General features: G+C 69.9%; 15 protein-coding genes. 8 read left to right on the top strand and 7 right to left on the bottom strand.

The window, feature by feature from the left end:
- Position 1: 1 nt before the first annotated feature.
- From EV685_RS07450 to EV685_RS07425, 6 genes are all read right to left on the bottom strand, one after another.
- Complete coding sequence (locus tag EV685_RS07450; protein WP_130481363.1) at positions 2–1,009, bottom strand: aldo/keto reductase; 1,008 nt, start codon at positions 1,007–1,009, stop codon at positions 2–4.
- 23 nt (positions 1,010–1,032) lie between these two features.
- Positions 1,033–2,214, bottom strand: a complete 1,182-nt coding sequence (gene galK / locus EV685_RS07445) for a galactokinase (protein WP_130481362.1) — start codon at positions 2,212–2,214, stop codon at positions 1,033–1,035.
- 37 nt (positions 2,215–2,251) lie between these two features.
- Complete coding sequence (locus EV685_RS07440; protein WP_130481361.1) at positions 2,252–3,316, bottom strand: UDP-glucose--hexose-1-phosphate uridylyltransferase; 1,065 nt, start codon at positions 3,314–3,316, stop codon at positions 2,252–2,254.
- Positions 3,317–3,322: 6 nt separating this feature from the next.
- Positions 3,323–5,518, bottom strand: a complete 2,196-nt coding sequence (locus EV685_RS07435; RefSeq protein WP_242615471.1) for an alpha-galactosidase — start codon at positions 5,516–5,518, stop codon at positions 3,323–3,325.
- 23 nt (positions 5,519–5,541) lie between these two features.
- On the bottom strand, positions 5,542–6,717 hold the full coding sequence (locus EV685_RS07430; RefSeq protein ID WP_130481360.1) for an ABC transporter ATP-binding protein: 1,176 nt from the start codon (positions 6,715–6,717) through the stop codon (positions 5,542–5,544).
- A 357-nt stretch (positions 6,718–7,074) separates the two neighbouring features.
- Positions 7,075–8,283 carry a helix-turn-helix domain-containing protein gene (locus tag EV685_RS07425; protein WP_130481359.1) on the bottom strand — a complete coding sequence of 403 codons (1,209 nt, stop codon included), beginning with the start codon at positions 8,281–8,283 and terminating at the stop codon, positions 7,075–7,077.
- A gap of 190 nt (positions 8,284–8,473) precedes the next feature.
- Here EV685_RS07425 and EV685_RS07420 point away from each other — a divergent pair, with 190 nt between their 5' ends.
- The 8 genes from EV685_RS07420 (at position 8,474) to EV685_RS07385 (ending at position 17,343) form a co-directional block, all read left to right on the top strand.
- Entirely contained in the window at positions 8,474–10,168 is a 1,695-nt protein-coding gene (locus EV685_RS07420; protein ID WP_130481358.1) for a PQQ-dependent dehydrogenase, methanol/ethanol family, read from the top strand.
- A 2-nt stretch (positions 10,169–10,170) separates the two neighbouring features.
- Entirely contained in the window at positions 10,171–10,542 is a 372-nt protein-coding gene (locus tag EV685_RS07415) for a c-type cytochrome (RefSeq protein ID WP_165396740.1), read from the top strand.
- Positions 10,543–10,672: 130 nt separating this feature from the next.
- Positions 10,673–11,119 carry a YeeE/YedE family protein gene (locus tag EV685_RS07410; protein ID WP_130481356.1) on the top strand — a complete coding sequence of 149 codons (447 nt, stop codon included), beginning with the start codon at positions 10,673–10,675 and terminating at the stop codon, positions 11,117–11,119.
- A 19-nt stretch (positions 11,120–11,138) separates the two neighbouring features.
- Positions 11,139–11,579 (top strand): YeeE/YedE family protein, encoded by a 441-nt coding sequence (locus tag EV685_RS07405; protein ID WP_130481355.1) that lies wholly within the window; start codon positions 11,139–11,141, stop codon positions 11,577–11,579.
- Between the two features lie 37 nt (positions 11,580–11,616).
- Positions 11,617–12,696, top strand: a complete 1,080-nt coding sequence (locus EV685_RS07400) for an MBL fold metallo-hydrolase (RefSeq protein ID WP_130481710.1) — start codon at positions 11,617–11,619, stop codon at positions 12,694–12,696.
- A 164-nt stretch (positions 12,697–12,860) separates the two neighbouring features.
- Positions 12,861–13,862 (top strand): MBL fold metallo-hydrolase, encoded by a 1,002-nt coding sequence (locus tag EV685_RS07395; protein ID WP_130481354.1) that lies wholly within the window; start codon positions 12,861–12,863, stop codon positions 13,860–13,862.
- 83 nt (positions 13,863–13,945) lie between these two features.
- A complete protein-coding gene (locus tag EV685_RS07390; RefSeq protein WP_130481353.1) occupies positions 13,946–15,613 on the top strand; it encodes a bifunctional protein tyrosine phosphatase family protein/NAD(P)/FAD-dependent oxidoreductase in 1,668 nt (555 codons plus the stop codon).
- Between the two features lie 2 nt (positions 15,614–15,615).
- A complete protein-coding gene (locus tag EV685_RS07385; protein ID WP_242615470.1) occupies positions 15,616–17,343 on the top strand; it encodes a SulP family inorganic anion transporter in 1,728 nt (575 codons plus the stop codon).
- A gap of 104 nt (positions 17,344–17,447) precedes the next feature.
- Here the strand turns inward: EV685_RS07385 and EV685_RS07380 are convergent, their stop codons facing one another.
- Positions 17,448–18,218 carry a hypothetical protein gene (locus tag EV685_RS07380; protein ID WP_130481352.1) on the bottom strand — a complete coding sequence of 257 codons (771 nt, stop codon included), beginning with the start codon at positions 18,216–18,218 and terminating at the stop codon, positions 17,448–17,450.
- Positions 18,219–18,275: the final 57 nt, after the last annotated feature.

Below are 18,275 nucleotides of genomic sequence, written 5' to 3'. Positions count from 1 at the left end.
GTCAGGCCGACGCCAGCACCGCCTCGATCGCCGCCAGTTCATCGGCCGACAAGGCCACTGCGCCGGCCGCCTCGACGGCATCGCGCACCTGTTGCGGCCGGCTGGCGCCGATCAGCACGCTGGTCATGGCGTCGTGCCGCAGCACCCAGGTCAGCGCCATCTGCGCGAGCTTCTGGCCGCGTGCCCGGGCGATGTTGTCCAGCGCGGCGATGGTGCGCAGGCGCTGCGGCGTCAGGTCGGCGGGCTTGAGGAAGCCCACGCCCTTGGCCGCCCGTGAATCGCCCGGCACCGCGCCGCCCAGGTAGCGGTCGGTCAGCAGGCCCTGGGCCAGCGGCGAGAAGGCGATGCAGCCGATGCCTTGTTCGGCCAGCGCCGGCAACAAGGCGGGCTCGCAGGCCCGGTCCAGCAGGTTGTAGCGCGGCTGGTGGATCAGGCAGGGCGTGCCGAGCTGGCGCAGGATCGCGGCGGCCTCGCGCAGCCGATCGGCCGGGTAGTTGGACAGGCCAACGTACAGGGCCCGGCCGCTGCGCACCGCATGGTCCAGCGCGGCCATCGTCTCTTCCAGCGGCGTGTCCGGATCTGGCCGGTGGTGATAGAAGATGTCGACATAGGCCAGGCCCATGCGCTGCAGGCTCTGGTCCAGGCTGCTGAGCAAATACTTGCGCGAACCGCCGTCGCCATAGGGCCCCGGGCCCATCCGGTAGCCGGCCTTGGTGGAGACGATCAGCTCGTCGCGCAGGCCGGCGAAGTCCTCGCGCAGCAGACGCCCGAAGTTGACCTCGGCCGAGCCGGCCGGCGGACCGTAGTTGTTGGCCAGGTCGATGTGGGTGACGCCAAGGTCGAAGGCGCAGCGCAGCGTCTCGCGCTGGGTCGCCAGGCTGTCGACGTCGCCAAAGTTGTGCCACAGGCCGAGCGAGACCGCGCCCAGCTTCAGGCCGCTGGCGCCGCAGCGCCGGTAGGGCAGGCGCTCGTAGCGGTCGGTGGCGGCTTGCCAGGGGCTCGTGTTCATCGGGGTCCTTGAGGAGAGCTGACTCAGGCGTGGGCGTGCAGGGCGATCGGTCCGGCCCCGGCGCTGGCGTGGCAGACGTAGACGGCGGCGGCCTCGCCGCTGGGGGCGCGGTACTGCGCGGCAATGGCCTCGCGGGCGGCCGCGATGCGCGACTCGGGCAAGAGGGCGACGACGCAGCCGCCGAAGCCGCCACCGGTCATGCGCGCGCCACCGTCCTCGCCGATGACCCGCTGCAGGATCTCGACGAGGTGGTCGATCGGCGGCACGGTGATCTCGAAGTCGTCGCGCATGGACACATGCGACGCCGCCATCAGCGCGCCCATGCGCTTCAGGTCACCGGCGGCCAGCGCCTGCGCGGCGTCCAGCGTGCGCTGGTTTTCGGTCACGATGTGGCGGGCGCGGCGGAACACGACCTCGTCGAGCGTGCCGCGCCGCGCCAGCAGGCCGGCCTCGTCCAGGTCACGCAAGGCCGGCACGCCGTAGTGCGCCGCAGCGGCCTCGCACTGTTGGCGGCGGGTGTTGTATTCGCTGTCGACCAGGCCACGCTTGACGCGCGAATGCACGATCAGCACGGCGACGTCTTCGGGCAGGTGCACGGCAGAGACGTCCAGGCTGCGGCAGTCGATCAGCAGCGCATGGCCGGCCGTGCTGCGCGCGGAGATGAGCTGATCCATGATCCCGCAGTTGCAGCCGACGAAGCGGTTCTCGGCGATCTGCGCGAGCTGGGCGATGCGGGTCTGCGTGAGGTCCAGGTCCTGCAGCGTCTTGAAGGCCTGGGCAATGGCGACTTCGAGGGCCGCCGACGACGACAGGCCCGCGCCCTGCGGCACGTTGCCGGCCACCGCGAGTTCGGCACCGCGCAGCACCAGGCCGTCGTCGATCAGGGCCTTGACGGTGCCGCGCACGTAGTTGATCCAGGCATGGTCGGCCCGGCCGGTGACCGGCACGATCGGCGCGTCGATGCGGAACTCGTCGAGCTGGTCGCCGTAGTCGCTCGCCACCACCCGCACCAGCGGCTCGTCCAGCGGCTGCGCGGCCACCAGCGTGTGGTAGTCGATGGCGCAGGGCAGCACAAAACCGTCGTTGTAGTCGGTGTGTTCGCCGATCAGGTTGACGCGGCCGGGCGCGTGCACCACGGTGGTTGGCGCGGCGTCGAAGCTGTCGGCGAAGGACGCCAGCACGCGCGTCAGCAGGGGGGAGGTCATCGTGTCGGTCCCGGTGAGGATCAGGCCTGGGTGGGGCTCATGCCTTGTGGTGTCGGTCGCTGACCGCGCGCAGCTGGGCGGCGGCCTGTTCGGGCGTCAGGTCGCGCTGGGCCTCGGCCAGCATCTCGAAGCCGACCATGAACTTGCGCACCGTGGCCGAACGCAGCAGCGGCGGATAGAAATGGGCATGCAGTTGCCAGGCCTGCGCGTCGTCGCCGAGGTCGCCGTGCACATCGAACGGCGCGCCATGCCAGCCCATTGAATACGGGAAGCTGCAGCGGAACAGGTTGTCGTAGCGCGAGGTCAGCGCCTTCAGCGCGACGGCCAGGTCGCTGCGCTGGTCGGCGCTCAGCTGCGGCAGGCGCTGCACCGGGAAGCGCGGCAGCAGCAGGGTCTCGAAGGGCCAGGTCGCCCAATAGGGCACCACCGCCAGCCAGTGCGCCGTCTGCACCACCGTGCGCTCGCCGCTGGCGGCTTCGCGCTCGACATAGTCCAGCAGCATCGCGCGGCCGTGTTCGGCGCGGTAGGCGATCTGCTCGCGGTGCTCGGTCGCGGCCTCGTTGGGCAGGTGGCCGGTGGCCCAGATCTGGCCATGCGGGTGTGGCTGCGAGCAGCCCATGATGGCGCCCTTGTTCTCGAACACCTGCACCCAGGCATGGTCACGGCCGAGTTCGGCGGACTGGCTGCACCAGGTCTCGATCACGCCCTCGATGGCGGCCAGCGGCAGCTCGGGCAGCGTGCGGGCATGGTCGGGCGAGAAGCAGATCACCCGGCTGGTGCCGCGTGCCGAGGCCGCCGTGAACAGCGGGTCGGACGACGCCGGCGCGTCGGGCACCTGCGGCAGCAACGCGGCATGGTCGTTGGTGAAGACGTAGGTGCCGGTGTAGGCCGGGTTGACGTCGCCGCTGACGCGTGTGTTGCCCGCACACAGGTAGCAGCCCGGGTCGTGCGAGGGCAGGGCGTCGTCGCTGGCCTCTTCCTGCTTGCCTTGCCACGGCCGCTTGCTGCGGTGGGGCGAGACCAGCACCCACTGACCGGTCAGCGGGTTGCGGCGGCGGTGCGAGTGTTCGGTCGGGTCGAAGGTGTGGGCGTTGGCGTTCATGACGGTTCAGGCCACGCGTTGCAGCGTCACGATGAAGGCGGTCTCAGCCTGGGCGCGCGGCATCGGCAGGCCGGCATGGGCCAGCCAGGCGCCGTCGACCACCAGGCCGTCTGCGGTGTTGATGGCGTCGAAGAAGGCCGCCGTGTGGTGGCGTTCCTTCGAGCGCACGGTGCCCTTGGGCAGGACCTCGCGGACGCGGTAGCGCGCGCCCGCATCGAGCATCGGCAGGCGCAGCGTCGGTGCGTAGCGCAGGCTGCTGGGCTGCGGCCGGTAGGCGATCAGCACCAGGTCGCTGGCGGCCTCGTCGCCATGGGCCTGCCAGACCAGCTGGTCCTCGCCTTCGCCCAGCCAGACGCGGCCTTGGTGCAGGCGATCGCGCAGTTGTTTGTAGATGGCGATCCAGTCGCGCAGCACGCGCCGCTCGTCATCGCCGAGGTGGCGCACATCCAGCTCGACGCCCAGGTGCCCGGGCAGCGCGACGGCGGCGCGGAAGGGCATGGTCTGGCTGCGGCCCGTCGTGTGGGACGGGGCCGTGCCGACGTGCGCGCCCATGATTTCGGGCGGGAAGAACTGCAGCAGGCCGCGCTGGATCTCGATGCGCGAGAGCGCGTCGATGCAGTCGCTGGTCCAGACCCGGTGGGTGTGGCGCAGCACGCCGAAGTCGATGCGGCCGCCACCACCGGAGCAGCTCTCGATCTCGACGCCCGGATGGGCCGCGCGCAGCCGCGCCATCAGCGCATAGGCGGCATGGACCTGGGCGCGGTAGCCGGGCCGCCCGTCGCCCAGACCGGCCGGCGACAGGTCGCGGTTGTGGTCCCACTTCAGGTAGGCGATCGGGTGGGCGGCCAGCAGCGCCGAGATCTTGTCGAACAGGTAGTCGGCCGCCTCGGGCCGCGAGATGTCCAGCACCAGTTGGTTGCGCGCGGTCAACAGCGGCCGGCCGGCGACCTGCAGGGCCCAGTCGGGATGGGCGCGGAACAGCTCGCTGTCGGGGTTGACCATCTCGGGCTCGACCCACAGGCCGAACTCCATGCCCAGGGCGTTGACGTGGGCGATCAGCTCGCCCAGGCCGCGTGGGAACTTGGTCTCGTCGGGCCACCAGTCGCCCAGCGCGGCGCGGTCATGGTGACGGCCGTGGAACCAGCCGTCGTCCAGCACGAAACGCTCGATGCCCACCTCGGCCGCCGCCGTGGCGAGTTCCTGGACTGGCCCCGGATGCACGTCGAAGTAGAAGCCTTCCCAGGTGTTGAGGTGCACCGGCCGCGGCTTCATCGCGCCGCCCGGCCAGTTCAGTCGGCGGCGCAACTCGGCGTGGAAGTTGGCGGCGATGCCGTTCAGGCCCGCGCACGAACAGGTTGCGATCAGCTCGGGCGTGTGCAGGCTCTGGCCCGGCTGCAGGCGGCCTTCGCCTGGGGCCAGCCATTCGCCCATCTGCCACTGGTAGATGCCGTCGTGCAGCCACTCGATGGTCTGCTGGTGGTTGCCCGACCAGGCCAGGTGGGCGCCAAAGCACAGGCCGGCGTCCGCGGTGGTGCCCGGCGTCGTGGCGATCGCGCCGGGGAAGCAGTCGTGGCTGGTCCGGCCGCGCCGGCTTTCCTTGCGCCAGAGGCTGCGTGTCAGCGGGTCGACCTGTGGCAGGAACTCATGCATATGCTGGCCGGCAAACGAGCGCACCGTGTCGCAGTGGCTGGGCAGGCGCAGCGTCGCGGCGGCCAGCCATTGCACGTCCAGCGGCGTGTCGCCCAGGTTGTGCAGCACGCTTTGTGCGACCAGCACGTCGCTCGGGCCGTCCAGGCGCAGCGTCAGGTCCAGGCGCAGGCGGGCGACGTGGTCATGCAGGTGCAGGCAGATCGCCGAGCCGGCGACCAGCCACTCGACCTCGCAGCGGGTCCATGCCTGTGCAAAGTCCAGGCCGTCGCGGTGGGCGAGCAGGGCGCTCTGGCCGAACCAGCCCACGCCAAAGGTCGGGGCGACCGTCAGGGGCTGGTCGACGTCCAGCATGAAGCTGGGCAGCGGTCGGCTGTCGCGCAGCGGCATCTCGGGCACGCTGGCATCGCCCAGTCGCGGACCCCAGTAGCGCCACAGCGGCGCCTCATGGTCATTCACTTCGAGGACCAGGCTGCTGGCGCGGCCATGCAGGGCGATGAAGTGCGGGTCTTGCGCGTGCGTGCTGGACATGCTGGGCAGGATCGTGGCGGTCATGTCTTGGAGGGCGTCTGGGGACTTCAGGCCGCTTGCGGCAGCAGCAGATCGGTGTCGGCGATCAGGCGGGGCAGGGCGTGGCCCTGCGGGTCGAACAGGTGGATGGCGGCGGCCGGCATGGCGAGCGCGATGCGGTGGCCGGCGACCGCGTGGGTGTGGCCGGGCGCCTTGGCGACCAGGGCGTCGCCACCGGCGGCCAGGCTGTGCTCGCCGTCGCCGGCGTCGAGGTAGAGGAAGGTCGATTCGCCCAGTCTTTCCTGCCACTGCACCGGCCGCACGATGTGCTGCGTGGCCGTGCCGAGCTCGGTGTGCTCGGGCCGGATGCCCAGCGTCACCGGCGTGCCGCTCGGCAGGGCGCGGGCGTCGACATGGGCTTCGAGGCGCTCGTTCGTGCCGTTGACCGACACCACCGCGCTGGCCGGGCCGGCGCTGACCAGCGTGGCCTTGAGGAAGTTCATCTTGGGCGAGCCGATGAAGCCGGCGACGAACAGGTTGCGTGGCCGGTGGTAGAGCTCCAGCGGCGAGCCGCATTGCGCCACCGAGCCCTCGCGGGCGACCGCCTCACCGGTGTTGAGCAGCAAGATGCGGTCGGCCAGCGTCATCGCCTCGACCTGGTCGTGCGTCACGTAGACGGTCGACGCGCGGCCGAAGTCGCGGTGCAGCTTGGCGATCTCGAAGCGGGTCTGCACCCGCAGCGCGGCATCGAGGTTGGACAGCGGCTCGTCGAACAAGAAGACGCCCGGCTCGCGCACGATGGCCCGGCCGATCGCCACTCGCTGGCGCTGGCCGCCCGACAGGGCCTTGGGCTTGCGCTCCAGCAGGTGGTCGAGCTGCAGCACCTTGGCGGCGGCGCGGACCTTCTCGTCGATCACCTTCTTGTCGACCTTGGCCAGGCCCAGGCCGAAGGCCATGTTCTCGTAGACCGACATGTGCGGGAACAGCGCATAGGTCTGGAACACCATCGCCACGCCCCGGTGCGCGGGCGGCACCTCGTTCATCAGCGCGCCGCCGATGCGCAGTTCGCCGGCGGTGATGTCCTCCAGCCCGGCAATCATGCGCAGCAGCGTCGACTTGCCGCAGCCAGACGGCCCGACGAAGACGCAGAACTCGCCCTGCGCGATCTGCAGGTCAACCTCGCGGATCACCGGCGGCAGGTCGCCGTAGGCCTTGAAGACGTTCTTGAGTTCGATGCTGGCCATGGTGCGGGTGGGGCTCCGGGCGAGGGGTGGCAAAGGGGGCAAGCGGCAAGGGCGGACGGATCGCTGTCGACCGGCGCCGACCGATGTCCGCGCCGGGTTGGATTGTGTTGCTAATAAAATTAGCGATGACTGGTGAAAACCCGCATGCGCCGCTTCGGCGCTGCAGCCCGTCATCGAGCCCGGAATGTCTCTGATGCGTGCGCAAGATCCAGCAAGCGGCTGGGCGTTGTCGCCTTGCTAATAAATCTGGTAGCCGCGCAACCCAGGCTCGATCAGAAAATTACGTAACGCGCTTTAGTCGCCAGGCGTGTGCAGGGGCTGGTCGACACCCGATGAGCGGGTGCCGGGCCTGCGGCGTCAAGCGGTCTCGGGGGGCTGATCTGGCCGGTGCGCAGCTGCCGCATCGGCCTGCAGATGCCGGTACACCCGCCCGCGCGAAATGCCCAGCAGGCGCGCCGCCTGCGAGACATTGCCGGCGCATTCCGCGACCGCGCGCACGATGGTCTGGTGCTCGGTCTCGCGCAGCGGCGCGGGCGCCTCGGCGGGTGCGGGCACCGGCGGCGTGGCGCTGATCGCCGGTGCCGCGACCGCATGCAGCGGCCGGTGGCCGTCGCGGCTGTGCCAGTCGCAGCGCACCCAGAGCATCAGGCCGTTGGGCAGGGCCAGCGGTTGCGGCGCGGGGCCGCTGCTCCAGGCGATCAGCGTGTCCAGCGGCACGCCGACGTGGTCCTCGACCTGTGCAGCGGCAGGCCGGGCCGTGCCGCCGGCCATGCCGAGCAGCCGCGCGGCGGCGCCGTTGAGCCAGTCGATGCGGCCGTCACCGGTGATGCCCGCCAGGCCGGCCATCGGCGTGTCCAGCAGGCTGGGCACGATCTGCATGCGCACGACGAGGTGCTCGGTCGATTGCGCGCACAGCAAGCGGTTCTCGATCTCGGCGGCGTAGTGGCCGACCACCGTGGCGGCGTCGAAGGCGAAGGGCACACCTTCGCTGGACAGGTCCAGCACGCCGGCCAGCCGGCCACGGATGTCGTGGATGGGCGCGGCCGCGCAATGCATCAGCTGCGCATTGCCGAAGTAGTGCTCGGCGCCGCTGACCACACTGGCCTGCGCGGTGCGGGCGGTCAGGCCCGGCGCGGTCGTGCCCACGGCCTCTTCCGACAGGTTGACGCCGACCCGCGTGGTGATGGGCATCAGGCGTTCGTGGCTGCGTGCCTGCGTGAAGGTGCTGCCGACGATCACGCCTTGTGCATCGGTCAGCATGGCCGTGCTGCTGGTGCCGGCCAGCGTGAGCTTGAGGCGCTCCATCTCCTCGGCCGCCGCCGCCAGCAGTTGCTGGTTCTGGCGCAGCGTGCTGTGCACGCGGCTGGGCGTCACCGGCTCGAAGACCGCCGCACGCCGGTGGTCTGGCTCGGCCCGCAGGCAACGGGCCCAGGACTGGATCACCGCCTCGCTGACCATGCCCGAGGGCCGCACGCCGTCCTCGAAGAAACGTTGCCGGGCCAGCGCGATGCGCTGCTCGGCCGAGGCATAGAAGGGATTGGCGGGCAGGTTGGCACCGGGGGTCATCGTCGCGCGTCCACAAGGTCGGTTCCGGCGCGAGTGTGCGGTGCGCATGCCGCGGGCGGCAAGGTGTCGCGCGGCGGAACAACCACCGACGCGGGTTTGCCCGGAAGTGGCCGGCCGGCGTCGCCGACCTATCGTTTTGCCTGTCCGATGCGACACCACAGACGGCAACGTCACCACAAGAGGAGACAGCATGTTCAAGACCATCGCACGCGGCCTGGCCGTGTGCAGCGTGACGACAGCGGCGACGCTGGCCGGCGCCCAGGGACTGGCCGACCTGCGCAATGACGCGGCGACGGCCGGCGACGTCACCACCTACGGCATGGGCTGGGGCCTGCAACGCCACACGACGCTGGGGCAGATCACGCCGGCCAACGTCAAGACGCTGAGCCCGGTCTGGAACCTCAGCCTGGACAACTCGACCAATGCCTCGAACCAGCCGCTGCTGATCGACGGCACGATGTATGTCGCCTCGCACAGCCACACCGTCGCGATCGACGCCGTGACCGGTCGCCAGAAGTGGAAGGTCGGCCTGGACCTGCCGGCCGACATCGCCGGCTACCTGTGCTGCGGCATCCACACCCGCGGCATGGCCGCCCTGGACGGCGTGCTCTACCGCACCACCATCGACGCCCATGTGCTGGCCATCTCCATGGCCGATGGCAAGGTGCTGTGGAAGCAGAAGGCGGCCGACTACAAGGACGGCTATTCGATGACCGCCGCGCCGCTGATCGCCGGGGGTGCGCTGATCACCGGTGTGTCCGGTGGCGAATACGGCACCCGCGGCTTCATCAACGGCTGGGACCTCAAGACCGGTGCCAAGAAGTGGCACCGCTGGACCACCGCCGCGCCCGGCGAACCCGGCGGCGACACCTGGAAGGGCGACGCTCACAAGACCGGCGGTGGCCCGACCTGGCTGACCGGCAGCTTCGACCCCGAGCTGGACCTCGTCTACTGGGGCGTCGGCAACGGCGGCCCGTGGAACGCGGCCACGCGCGGCGGTGATTCGCTCTACATCAACAGCGTGCTGGCCTTGCGGCCGGCCACCGGCGAGGTCGTCTGGCACTACCAGTTCTCGCCCGGCGACCCGTATGACTACGACGGCGTCAACGAGTTGGTGCTGGCGGACCTCCCGATCGGCGGCAAGCCCACCAAGGTGCTGATGCAGGCCAACCGCAACGGCTTCTTCTACGTGCTCGACCGCAGCAGCGGCAAGCTGCTGTCGGCCACGGCCTTCGCCCGCACCGTCAACTGGGCCAGCGGCGTAGACCTGAAGACCGGCCGGCCGATCGACACCCCGATGACGGCCATGGTGCGCAAGACCGAGGAGATGAAGGACTTCATCGAGGTCTGGCCCAGCGCCTTCGGCGGCAAGAACTGGATGCCGATGAGCTACGACCCGGTGCGCCGGCTGGTCTTCATGAACACCATCGACGTGGGCATGAAGGTCCGCTACGTCAAGCAGGAACGCCCGGGCGGCCCGAACTGGTACCTGGGTCTGGAACTCGGCGGCTTCGTCAGCCCGGCCGATGGCAACCGGGGCGCGCTGGTGGCCTGGGACCCGGTGGCGGGCAAGCCGGTCTGGACGGCGCCCAACAAGTCACCCTACTGGTCGGGCGTGCTGTCGACCGCCAGCGGCGTGGTCTTCACCGGTGCGCAGAACGGCCAGTTCATGGCCTTCGATGCCAAGAGCGGCGAGAAGCTGTGGTCCTTCCAGACCGGCTCGGGCATCTCCGGCCTGCCCATCGCCTGGGAGCGCGGCGGGCGTCAGTACGTGACCGTGCTGAGCGGCTCGGCCCATGTCTACGGCGCCCTCGCCGGCGACCCCGACACGGCCAACGTGCCGGCCGGCGGCTCGGTCTGGACCTTCGCGCTGCCGCAGCGATGAGGTTGGCGCTCCTCCTGGCCAGCAGCCTGGTGCTGCTGGCCACGAACGGGCAGGCCCAGACGGCCGGCCCGGCCACACCGGCCGAACAGGCCGAGGCCGGCCGGCGCGTCTATGTCATGTCCTGCCAGCGCTGCCACGGCATCAACCTGGCGACCAACGGCATCGGCTTTGACCTGCGCACCTTCCCTGCGCACGACAGGGAACGCTTCGACCGGTCGGTCCTGCAGGGCGTGCGCGCCATGCCCGCCTGGGGCGGCACGCTCAAGCCAGGACAGCTCAACCAGCTCTGGGCCTACATCGGCTCGGTCAATGGCTGGGCGGTGGCTGCGCAGGCCGCGCCACCGACGGCGGCGCCGGCCCCATCAGCGCCCTGATGGGGCCTCTGCGCTGCGCCCGTCCTTGAGACGGCGCAAACCCAGGCGAGGACGCCAGGTTCTACATATAATCATTCTCTGATATATGCGGCGCAGCCGGCACGGTGGCGCCAGACCTGGAGACCTCTGCATGACCATCGCCTGGGACACCTTCACCCCTTGGGCCTCGTTGATCGGCGGCCTGCTGATCGGCCTGGCATCGGCCCTGTTCCTGATCGGCAATGGCCGCATCGCGGGCATCGCCGGCATCGTGGCCAGCCCCTTGCGGGCGCTCACCAGTGGCCGGTCCTTGCGGCCGGAAAGCACCCGACTGGTGTTCATCCTCGGCCTGCTGCTGGCGCCCTGGTTGTGGCAGATGGTGGCGCCGCTGCCGGCGGCCAGCGTCGATGTGGGCATGGCGGGCCTGGCGGTCGCCGGGCTGCTGGTGGGCGTGGGCGTGCGCATGGGCAACGGCTGCACCAGCGGCCATGGCGTGTGTGGTCTCAGCCGCCTGTCGCTGCGCTCGCTGGCCAATGTGCTGGCCTTCATGGGCGCGGGCTTCGTGACCGTCTACGTGCTGCGCCATCTGGTCGGCTGAGTCTGCAAGGAAGCACGACATGAACACCCTGAAGCACCCCAACCCAACCCTGCGCCATGTCTACGCGCTGCTGTCCGGCCTGCTCTTCGGGCTCGGCCTGATCGCCGGCGGCATGACCGATCCGGCCAAGGTCAAGGCCTTCCTCGATCTGGCCGGTGCCTGGGACCCCAGCCTCGCCTTTGTCATGGGCGGGGCCATCGCCGTGGGCGTGTTCGCCTTCGCCGCTGCCCGTCGGCGCAGCCGTTCGCTCAGTGGCGACCCGATGGAGATCCCCAGCAGCACGGTGATCGACGCCCGCCTGCTGATCGGCGGCGTCTTGTTCGGTGCCGGCTGGGGCGTCGGTGGCTTCTGCCCGGGGCCGGCCATCGTGGCGGCGGGCTCGGGCTTGTCGTCGGCCTGGATCTTCATCGTCGCGATGCTGGCCGGCATGCTGGTGCATGACCGTTGGCTGGCCCGCTGAAGCCACCTCAGTCAGATCACCCAGGAGCACCGCCATGCTGATCTTCCGCCAGCTCTTCGACACCACCTCGTCGACCTACACCTACCTGCTGGCCGACCGCGACAGCGGCGAGGCGGTGCTGATCGATCCGGTCTTTGAGCAACTGCGGCGCGACACGACGCTGCTGCGCGAGCTGGGTCTGCGCCTGGTGGCCACGCTCGACACCCACGTGCATGCCGACCATGTCACCGCCGCCTGGTTGCTGCGCGAACGACTGGGCAGCCGCATCGCGGTTGCGGCGGTGGCTGGCGCGGCCGGGACCGACCTGGCGCTGCGCCACGGCGAGCGCATCAGCTTGGGCACCCGCTGGCTGGAGGTGCGCGCCACACCGGGCCACACCGATGGTTGCCTGAGCTACGTGCTGGACGACCGCTCGATGGTCTTCACCGGTGACGCGCTGCTGATCCGCGGTTGTGGCCGCACCGACTTCCAGCAGGGCAGCCCGCAGCGGCTCTACCGCTCGGTCCATGAGCAGTTGCTGAGCCTGCCCGACGACTGCGCGATCTACCCCGGCCACGACTACCGCGGCCTGTCGGTCAGCAGCGTCGCCGAAGAGCGCCGCCTCAACCCGCGCCTGGGCGGTGATGCCAGCGAAGGCGACTTCACCGGCCACATGCTCAACCTGGCCTTGCCGCACCCCAAGCAGATGGCGGTGGCGGTGCCGGCCAACCTGCAGTGCGGTCGACCCGAAGGCGAACGCCAGCCGCCGGCCGATCCGGACTGGGCCTCGCTGACCTGGGCCTTCGGCGGCTATTGGGAGGTCCAGCCGGCTGTGCTGGAAGACCTCGGCCCGCTGGTGCAGGTGGTCGACGTGCGGGAGGCCAGCGAGGTGGGCGAGCACGCCGATGCCCTGGGCCACATCGCCGGCTCGATCAACCTGCCGCTTGGTGAATTGCCCGCACGTGTGGCCGAGCTTGATGCGGCCCGGCCGGTGGTCACCGTCTGCCGATCAGGCGCCCGTTCGGCCCAGGCTGCCGTGCTGCTGCAGAAGGCAGGCCTGAGCCGCGTCGCCAACCTCGCGGGCGGCCTGCTGCGCTGGCGCGGGCAGGGTCATCCGGTCGTTGGCTCGGGCGATTGAGCCGCGTGGGGCGGCGGGTGGGGGGTCGAACGGGGGGTGTTCGGGCTCATCGCCAGATGCCCGAGGTGGATGGGCGTTGAACGGCAAGACGATCTGCGCTTGTGCCCACTCGCTCTAAATATCAGTTTATGCGAATATAACGTCTGATTGTCCAGGAGCCCCTCATGTCGTCCGCCCTCCCTGTCGCCCTCCCTGTCGCCCTCCCTGTCGCCCTCCCTGTCGCCCTCCCTGTCGCCCTCCCTGTCGCCCTCCCTGTCGCCCACACTGCCGCCCACACCGCGGCCAGCCCCGTCACCCGCCTTCTGGTCGAAGGTCATTTCGACGCCGCCACCTGGACCGTCAGCTACCTGGTCATTGACCGCGAGACGCGCCGTGCAGCGATCGTCGACAGCGTGCTGGACTACGACCCCAAGTCCGGCCGCACCCGCACCGCCAGCGCCGATGCGCTGATCGCGCGTGTCCGCGCACTTGATGTGCAGGTCGACTGGATCCTCGAGACCCATGTGCATGCCGATCACCTGACGGCCGCGCCCTATCTGAAGCAGCACCTGGGCGGTCGCATCGCCATTGGCGACCACATCCGCACGGTGCAGAAGGTGTTCGGTGGCCTGTTCAACGCGGACGCGTCCTTTGCCCGCGACGGCAGCCAGTTCGACCACCTGTTCGCCGATGGCGAGACCTTCGCGATCGGTGGACTGCCAGCGCGTGCGCTGCACACGCCCGGCCACACGCCGGCCTGCATGACCTATGTGGTGGAGGCCGGTGAAGACCGCGTCGCCTTCGTCGGTGACACGCTGTTCATGCCCGACTACGGCACCGCCCGCTGCGACTTCCCCGGCGGCGATGCGCGCACGCTCTACCGCTCGATCAACAAGGTGCTGAGCCTGCCGCCGCAGACCCGGCTCTACATGTGCCACGACTACCAGCCCGGCGGGCGCGAGGTGCAGTACATCAGCACGGTGGCCGATGAACGGGCCCACAACATCCATGTGCGCGATGGCATCAGCGAGGACGCCTTCGTGGCGATGCGCAGCGCCCGTGATGCGACGCTGGACATGCCGGTGCTGATCCTGCCGTCGGTGCAGGTCAACATGCGCGCAGGCTCATTGCCTGAGCCTGAGGACAACGGCGTGCGCTACATCAAGATCCCGCTGAACGCGGTCTGAGCCGACCTGCGGCGCGCCTTGGTCATACAAGCCCAGGCACACGCCAGCAAAAACAAGCAAGAGCCTCACGAGGAGACAACACCATGGACATCAAGAAGCTGCGCCGCGACATCGGCGTGGGTGGACAGATCACCGTCGACGACGTCAAGGCGATCGCCGAAGCCGGCTACCGCACGCTGATCTGCAACCGGCCGGACGGCGAGGCTGGGGACCAGCCGAACTGGTCCGAGATCGAGACCCGGGCACGCGACTTCGGACTGACCACGCACCACCTGCCGGCCATCTCCGGCAAGGTCACCGACGAGCAGGGGCAGGCCTTCGGTGAGTTGCTGGCCGCCAGCCCCAAGCCGGTGTTCGCCTACTGCCGCAGCGGCATGCGTTCGGTGACGATGTGGGCGCTGTCGCAAGCCAGCCAGCGGCCCATGGCTGAACTGGTCGAAGGCGCGGGCAAGGCCGGCTTTGACCTCAAGGGTGTCGTGCGCCGCATCCTCAACGGCGGACGCACGCCCGTCGAGGTGGCTGATGCAAAACACGCCATCGTCATCGTCGGTGGCGGGGCGGCCGGCATCTCGGTGGCGTCGAGCCTGTTGGCCCGCCAGCCGGACCTGGACATCGCCATCATCGATCCGGCCGACGTGCACTACTACCAGCCGGGCTGGACCCTGGTGGGCGGCGGCGTGTTCGACGCCGCCACCACCGCACGCACCATGGCCAGCGTGCTGCCGCGCGGCGTGAAGTGGATCAAGTCGGCCGTGGCCGCCTTCGAGCCCGAGCGCCATGCGGTCATCCTCGACGGTTGCCGGGTCGTGACCTACGAGCAGTTGGTGGTCTGCCCGGGCCTCAAGCTGGACTGGGGCGCGATCGAGGGCCTGAGCGACACGCTGGGCCGCCATGGCGTGACCTCCAACTACCGCTATGACCTGGCGCCCTACACCTGGCACCTCGTGCAGCAGCTGCACCGTGGCCGCGCGGTCTTCACGCAGCCGCCGATGCCGATCAAGTGCGCTGGCGCGCCGCAGAAGGCGATGTACCTGTCGGCCGACCACTGGCGCCGCAACGGTGTGCTCGATGCGATCGAGATCGACTTCTGCAACGCCGGCGCGGTGCTGTTCGGCGTGGCCGACTACGTGCCGGCGCTGATGAAGTACATCGAGCTCTATGGCGTCAACCTGAACTTCGGCCACACCCTGACGGCCGTCGACGGCCCGGCCCGCCGCGCCACCTTCACGCGCGCCCTGCCCGATGGCACGAAGGAGAGCGTGGTCAAGGAATTCGACATGCTGCACGTGGTGCCGCCCCAGCGCGCACCGGACTTCATCCGCGTCAGCCCGCTCGCCGATGCGGCCGGCTGGGTCGATGTGGATGCGGCCACGTTGCGCCACAAGGTCCATGCCGATGTCTACGCGCTCGGCGACGTGGGCAACACCACCAACGCCAAGACGGCGGCGGCGGCCCGCAAGCAGGCACCGGTGGTCGCGCACAACCTGCTGGTCGCGCGCGGCGTGCTCAAAGGCGATGCCGCCTACGACGGCTATGGCTCCTGCCCCCTGACGGTCGAGCGCGGCAAGATCGTGCTGGCCGAGTTCACCTATGGCGGCAAGGTCGCCCCCAGCTTCCCGGCCTGGCTGATCGACGGCACCCAGCCGTCGCGGCTGGCCTGGTGGCTCAAGGAACGCATCCTGCCGCCGCTTTACTGGCAGGCCATGCTCAAGGGCCGCGAGTGGCTGGCCCAACCTGAGCAGGTGGGCTGAAGGTGAGCTGGCTGCCGACGCTGCCCATCCTCGATTGGGGTCGTCGCTACGACCGCGCCACGCTGGTGAGCGACGGCGTGGCGGCCCTGATCGTGACGATCATGCTGATCCCACAGAGCCTGGCCTATGCGCTGCTGGCGGGGCTGCCGGCCGAGGTCGGCCTGTACGCCAGCGTCGCGCCCTTGCTGCTCTACGCCTTGCTGGGCACCAGCAGCGCGCTGGCGGTCGGGCCGGTGGCCGTGGCCTCGCTGATGACCGCCACCGCGATCGGCGGCCTCGGTTCAAGCTTCGCGGTCGGCACGCCGGCCTATTGGCAGGCCGCGATCACGCTGGCCTTCGTGTCCGGTCTGATGCTGCTGGCGATGGGCTTGTTCAAGCTCGGCTTCCTGGCCAACTTCCTGAGCCATTCGGTGATCTCGGGCTTCATCAGCGCCTCGGCGCTGATCATCGCGGCCAGCCAGATGAAGACGCTGATGGGCGTGTCGGCCAGCGGGCATGACCTGCTCGAATTGCTCACCGCGTTGGTCGCCCAGGCACCGCACACGCACCTGCTGACGCTGGGGATCGGCGTGGCCGCCATGGTCTGGTTGTTCTGGACCCGCCGCCAGCTCAAGCCGCTGCTGCGGCGCTGGGGCTTGGGGCCCTTGCTGGCCGATGTCGTGGCCAAGGCCGGTCCGGTGGCGGCGATTGCCGTCACCACCGGCCTGACCTGGGCGCTGGACTGGCAGCAGTCCGGCGTCAAGGTCGTGGGCAGCATCCCGCAGGGCCTGCCGCCACTGACGCTGCCAAGCTTGGACATGGCGCTGTGGCGCGAACTGGCGATGCCCGCGCTGTTGATCGGTGTGGTCGGCTTTGTCGAGTCGGTGTCGGTGGGCCAGACCCTGGCGGCCAAGCGGCGTGAACGCATCACACCGGACCAGGAACTCGTGGCGCTCGGTGCCAGCAACGTTGGCGCGGCCCTGACCGGCGGCTTCCCGGTGACGGGTGGCTTCTCGCGGTCGGTCGTCAACTTCGACGCCGGTGCGCGCACGCCGGCCGCTGGCGTCTACACGGCGGTCGGCATCTTGCTGGCCTCGCTGCTGCTGACGCCCGCGCTCTATTTCCTGCCGCAGGCGACGCTGGCCGCGACCATCGTGGTGGCCGTGCTGTCGCTGGTCGACCTGGGCATCCTCGCGCGCACCTGGGCCTATTCAAAGGCCGACTTCGCGGCCGTCGCGGCGACCTTGCTGGCCACGCTGGCAACGGGTGTCGAAACCGGGCTGATGGTCGGCGTCGGCGTCTCGCTGGCCCTGCACCTGTGGCGCAGCAGCCGGCCGCACATCGCCGAGGTCGGGCTGGTGCCCGGCACCGAGCACTACCGCAACGTGCAGCGCCACGCGGTGCGCACCAGCGAGCGGCTGGTCAGCCTGCGGGTCGACGAGAGCCTGTACTTCGCCAACGCCCGGGTGCTGGAAGACCGCATCAACGACGCCGTCGCGCAGCACCCGGCCATGGTCCATCTGGTGCTGCAGTGCTCGGCGATCAACGACATCGATGCCAGCGCGCTCGAAAGCCTCGAAGCCATCGCCCACCGTCTGAAGGAGGCCGGCATCGCGCTGTCGCTCAGCGAGGTCAAGGGCCCGGTGATGGACCGGCTGCAGACCACGCACTTCCTGAAGGACCAGGTCCACTCGGTCCACCTGACCCACCACCAGGCCGTGATGGCGCTGGCGCCCGAGACGCTGGGCTGAGCCTCTGCCGAGGCCGAAAGGCCTCGGCAGGTCCACGTCAGGTCAGGCGTGCGCCCTTGGCATCGAACAACTGGACCTCGACAGGGACAGGCGGCTTCACAGCTTCACGGCATCGCCGCGCCGAAGCTCAGGTAGGCCCGGATGAAAGGCGGCTTGAGCGCGGCGGCAGCCTTCAGCACCTCAGCGTCCGGGGCTTGTGCGGCCAGGGCCTGGGTCAGTTGGGCCAGGGCAGCGGTCTCGTCCTGCCGGGCTTTGGTCAGCTGAGCCGAGCGTTCTGCATCCAGGCCGTGAGCGGTGGCGTCGACAGGCATCTCGTCCAGCACCCGCCAGAGCTGGCGGGCGGTGGCCAGATCCGCCTGGAAGGCGCTGCGGTCGAGCCGCGTCGCGTTGGCCAGCGTCTCCATCGCACCGTGGTAGGCCGTGTAGGCATCCAGCGGGTAGTCAATGCCAATGGCTCGACGGGCCTCGAACAGCACCTCGCGCACGTGTTCGAGGGTCTCGTGCGAGCCGGCCCAGTCGGCGCTGGCGACCTGGGTGGACGCGCGCATCAGGTGGCCTTGCACGGCCTCCAGCGCCTGGGTCCAGCGCGCATCGCCCGGCACCGCCGCAGCCAGCGCCGCCCGGCGGGCCGGCCAGCCGTCCACCAGCCGCTTCAGTGCGGCGCGGGCCTTGGCCGGGCCGGTCTCGCTCTTGGGCGCGCTGCCGGTCAGGAACAGCCGCGGGATGTAGTGGGCATCGAAGGCCAGCATGGCCTGGCGGGCATCAGCTGACAGCGTTGTGGCGGACAGCGTCGTGGCGGCCAGCAGAGGGCCGGCCAGCAGGCTGCCGGCGAGCAGGGCGACGAGGGTCCGGCGGTGCGGGATGAACGGGTTCACGGGATCTCCTTGGGTACCCGGTTCAGTATGTTCCGGGGGCGTGGAAATCACATGATC

It is taken from the genome of Sphaerotilus mobilis, from assembly GCF_004216565.1.
GTDB classification, from domain to species: Bacteria; Pseudomonadota; Gammaproteobacteria; order Burkholderiales; family Burkholderiaceae_C; genus Sphaerotilus; species Sphaerotilus mobilis.
Note: the sequence above shows the minus strand (reverse complement) of the source record. Positions and strands in the feature narration are given on the sequence as shown.

Bases quoted from the DNA above. Each gene is read 5' to 3' on its own strand.
- EV685_RS07450 (WP_130481363.1), bottom strand. From the start codon at position 1,009: ATGAACACGAGCCCCTGGCAAGCCGCCACCGACCGCTACGAGCGCCTG.
- galK (WP_130481362.1), bottom strand. From the start codon at position 2,214: ATGACCTCCCCCCTGCTGACGCGCGTGCTGGCGTCCTTCGCCGACAGC.
- EV685_RS07440 (WP_130481361.1), bottom strand. From the start codon at position 3,316: ATGAACGCCAACGCCCACACCTTCGACCCGACCGAACACTCGCACCGC.
- EV685_RS07435 (WP_242615471.1), bottom strand. From the start codon at position 5,518: ATGACCGCCACGATCCTGCCCAGCATGTCCAGCACGCACGCGCAAGAC.
- EV685_RS07430 (WP_130481360.1), bottom strand. From the start codon at position 6,717: ATGGCCAGCATCGAACTCAAGAACGTCTTCAAGGCCTACGGCGACCTG.
- EV685_RS07425 (WP_130481359.1), bottom strand. From the start codon at position 8,283: ATGACCCCCGGTGCCAACCTGCCCGCCAATCCCTTCTATGCCTCGGCC.
- EV685_RS07420 (WP_130481358.1), top strand. From the start codon at position 8,474: ATGTTCAAGACCATCGCACGCGGCCTGGCCGTGTGCAGCGTGACGACA.
- EV685_RS07410 (WP_130481356.1), top strand. From the start codon at position 10,673: ATGACCATCGCCTGGGACACCTTCACCCCTTGGGCCTCGTTGATCGGC.
- EV685_RS07405 (WP_130481355.1), top strand. From the start codon at position 11,139: ATGAACACCCTGAAGCACCCCAACCCAACCCTGCGCCATGTCTACGCG.
- EV685_RS07395 (WP_130481354.1), top strand. From the start codon at position 12,861: ATGTCGTCCGCCCTCCCTGTCGCCCTCCCTGTCGCCCTCCCTGTCGCC.
- EV685_RS07390 (WP_130481353.1), top strand. From the start codon at position 13,946: ATGGACATCAAGAAGCTGCGCCGCGACATCGGCGTGGGTGGACAGATC.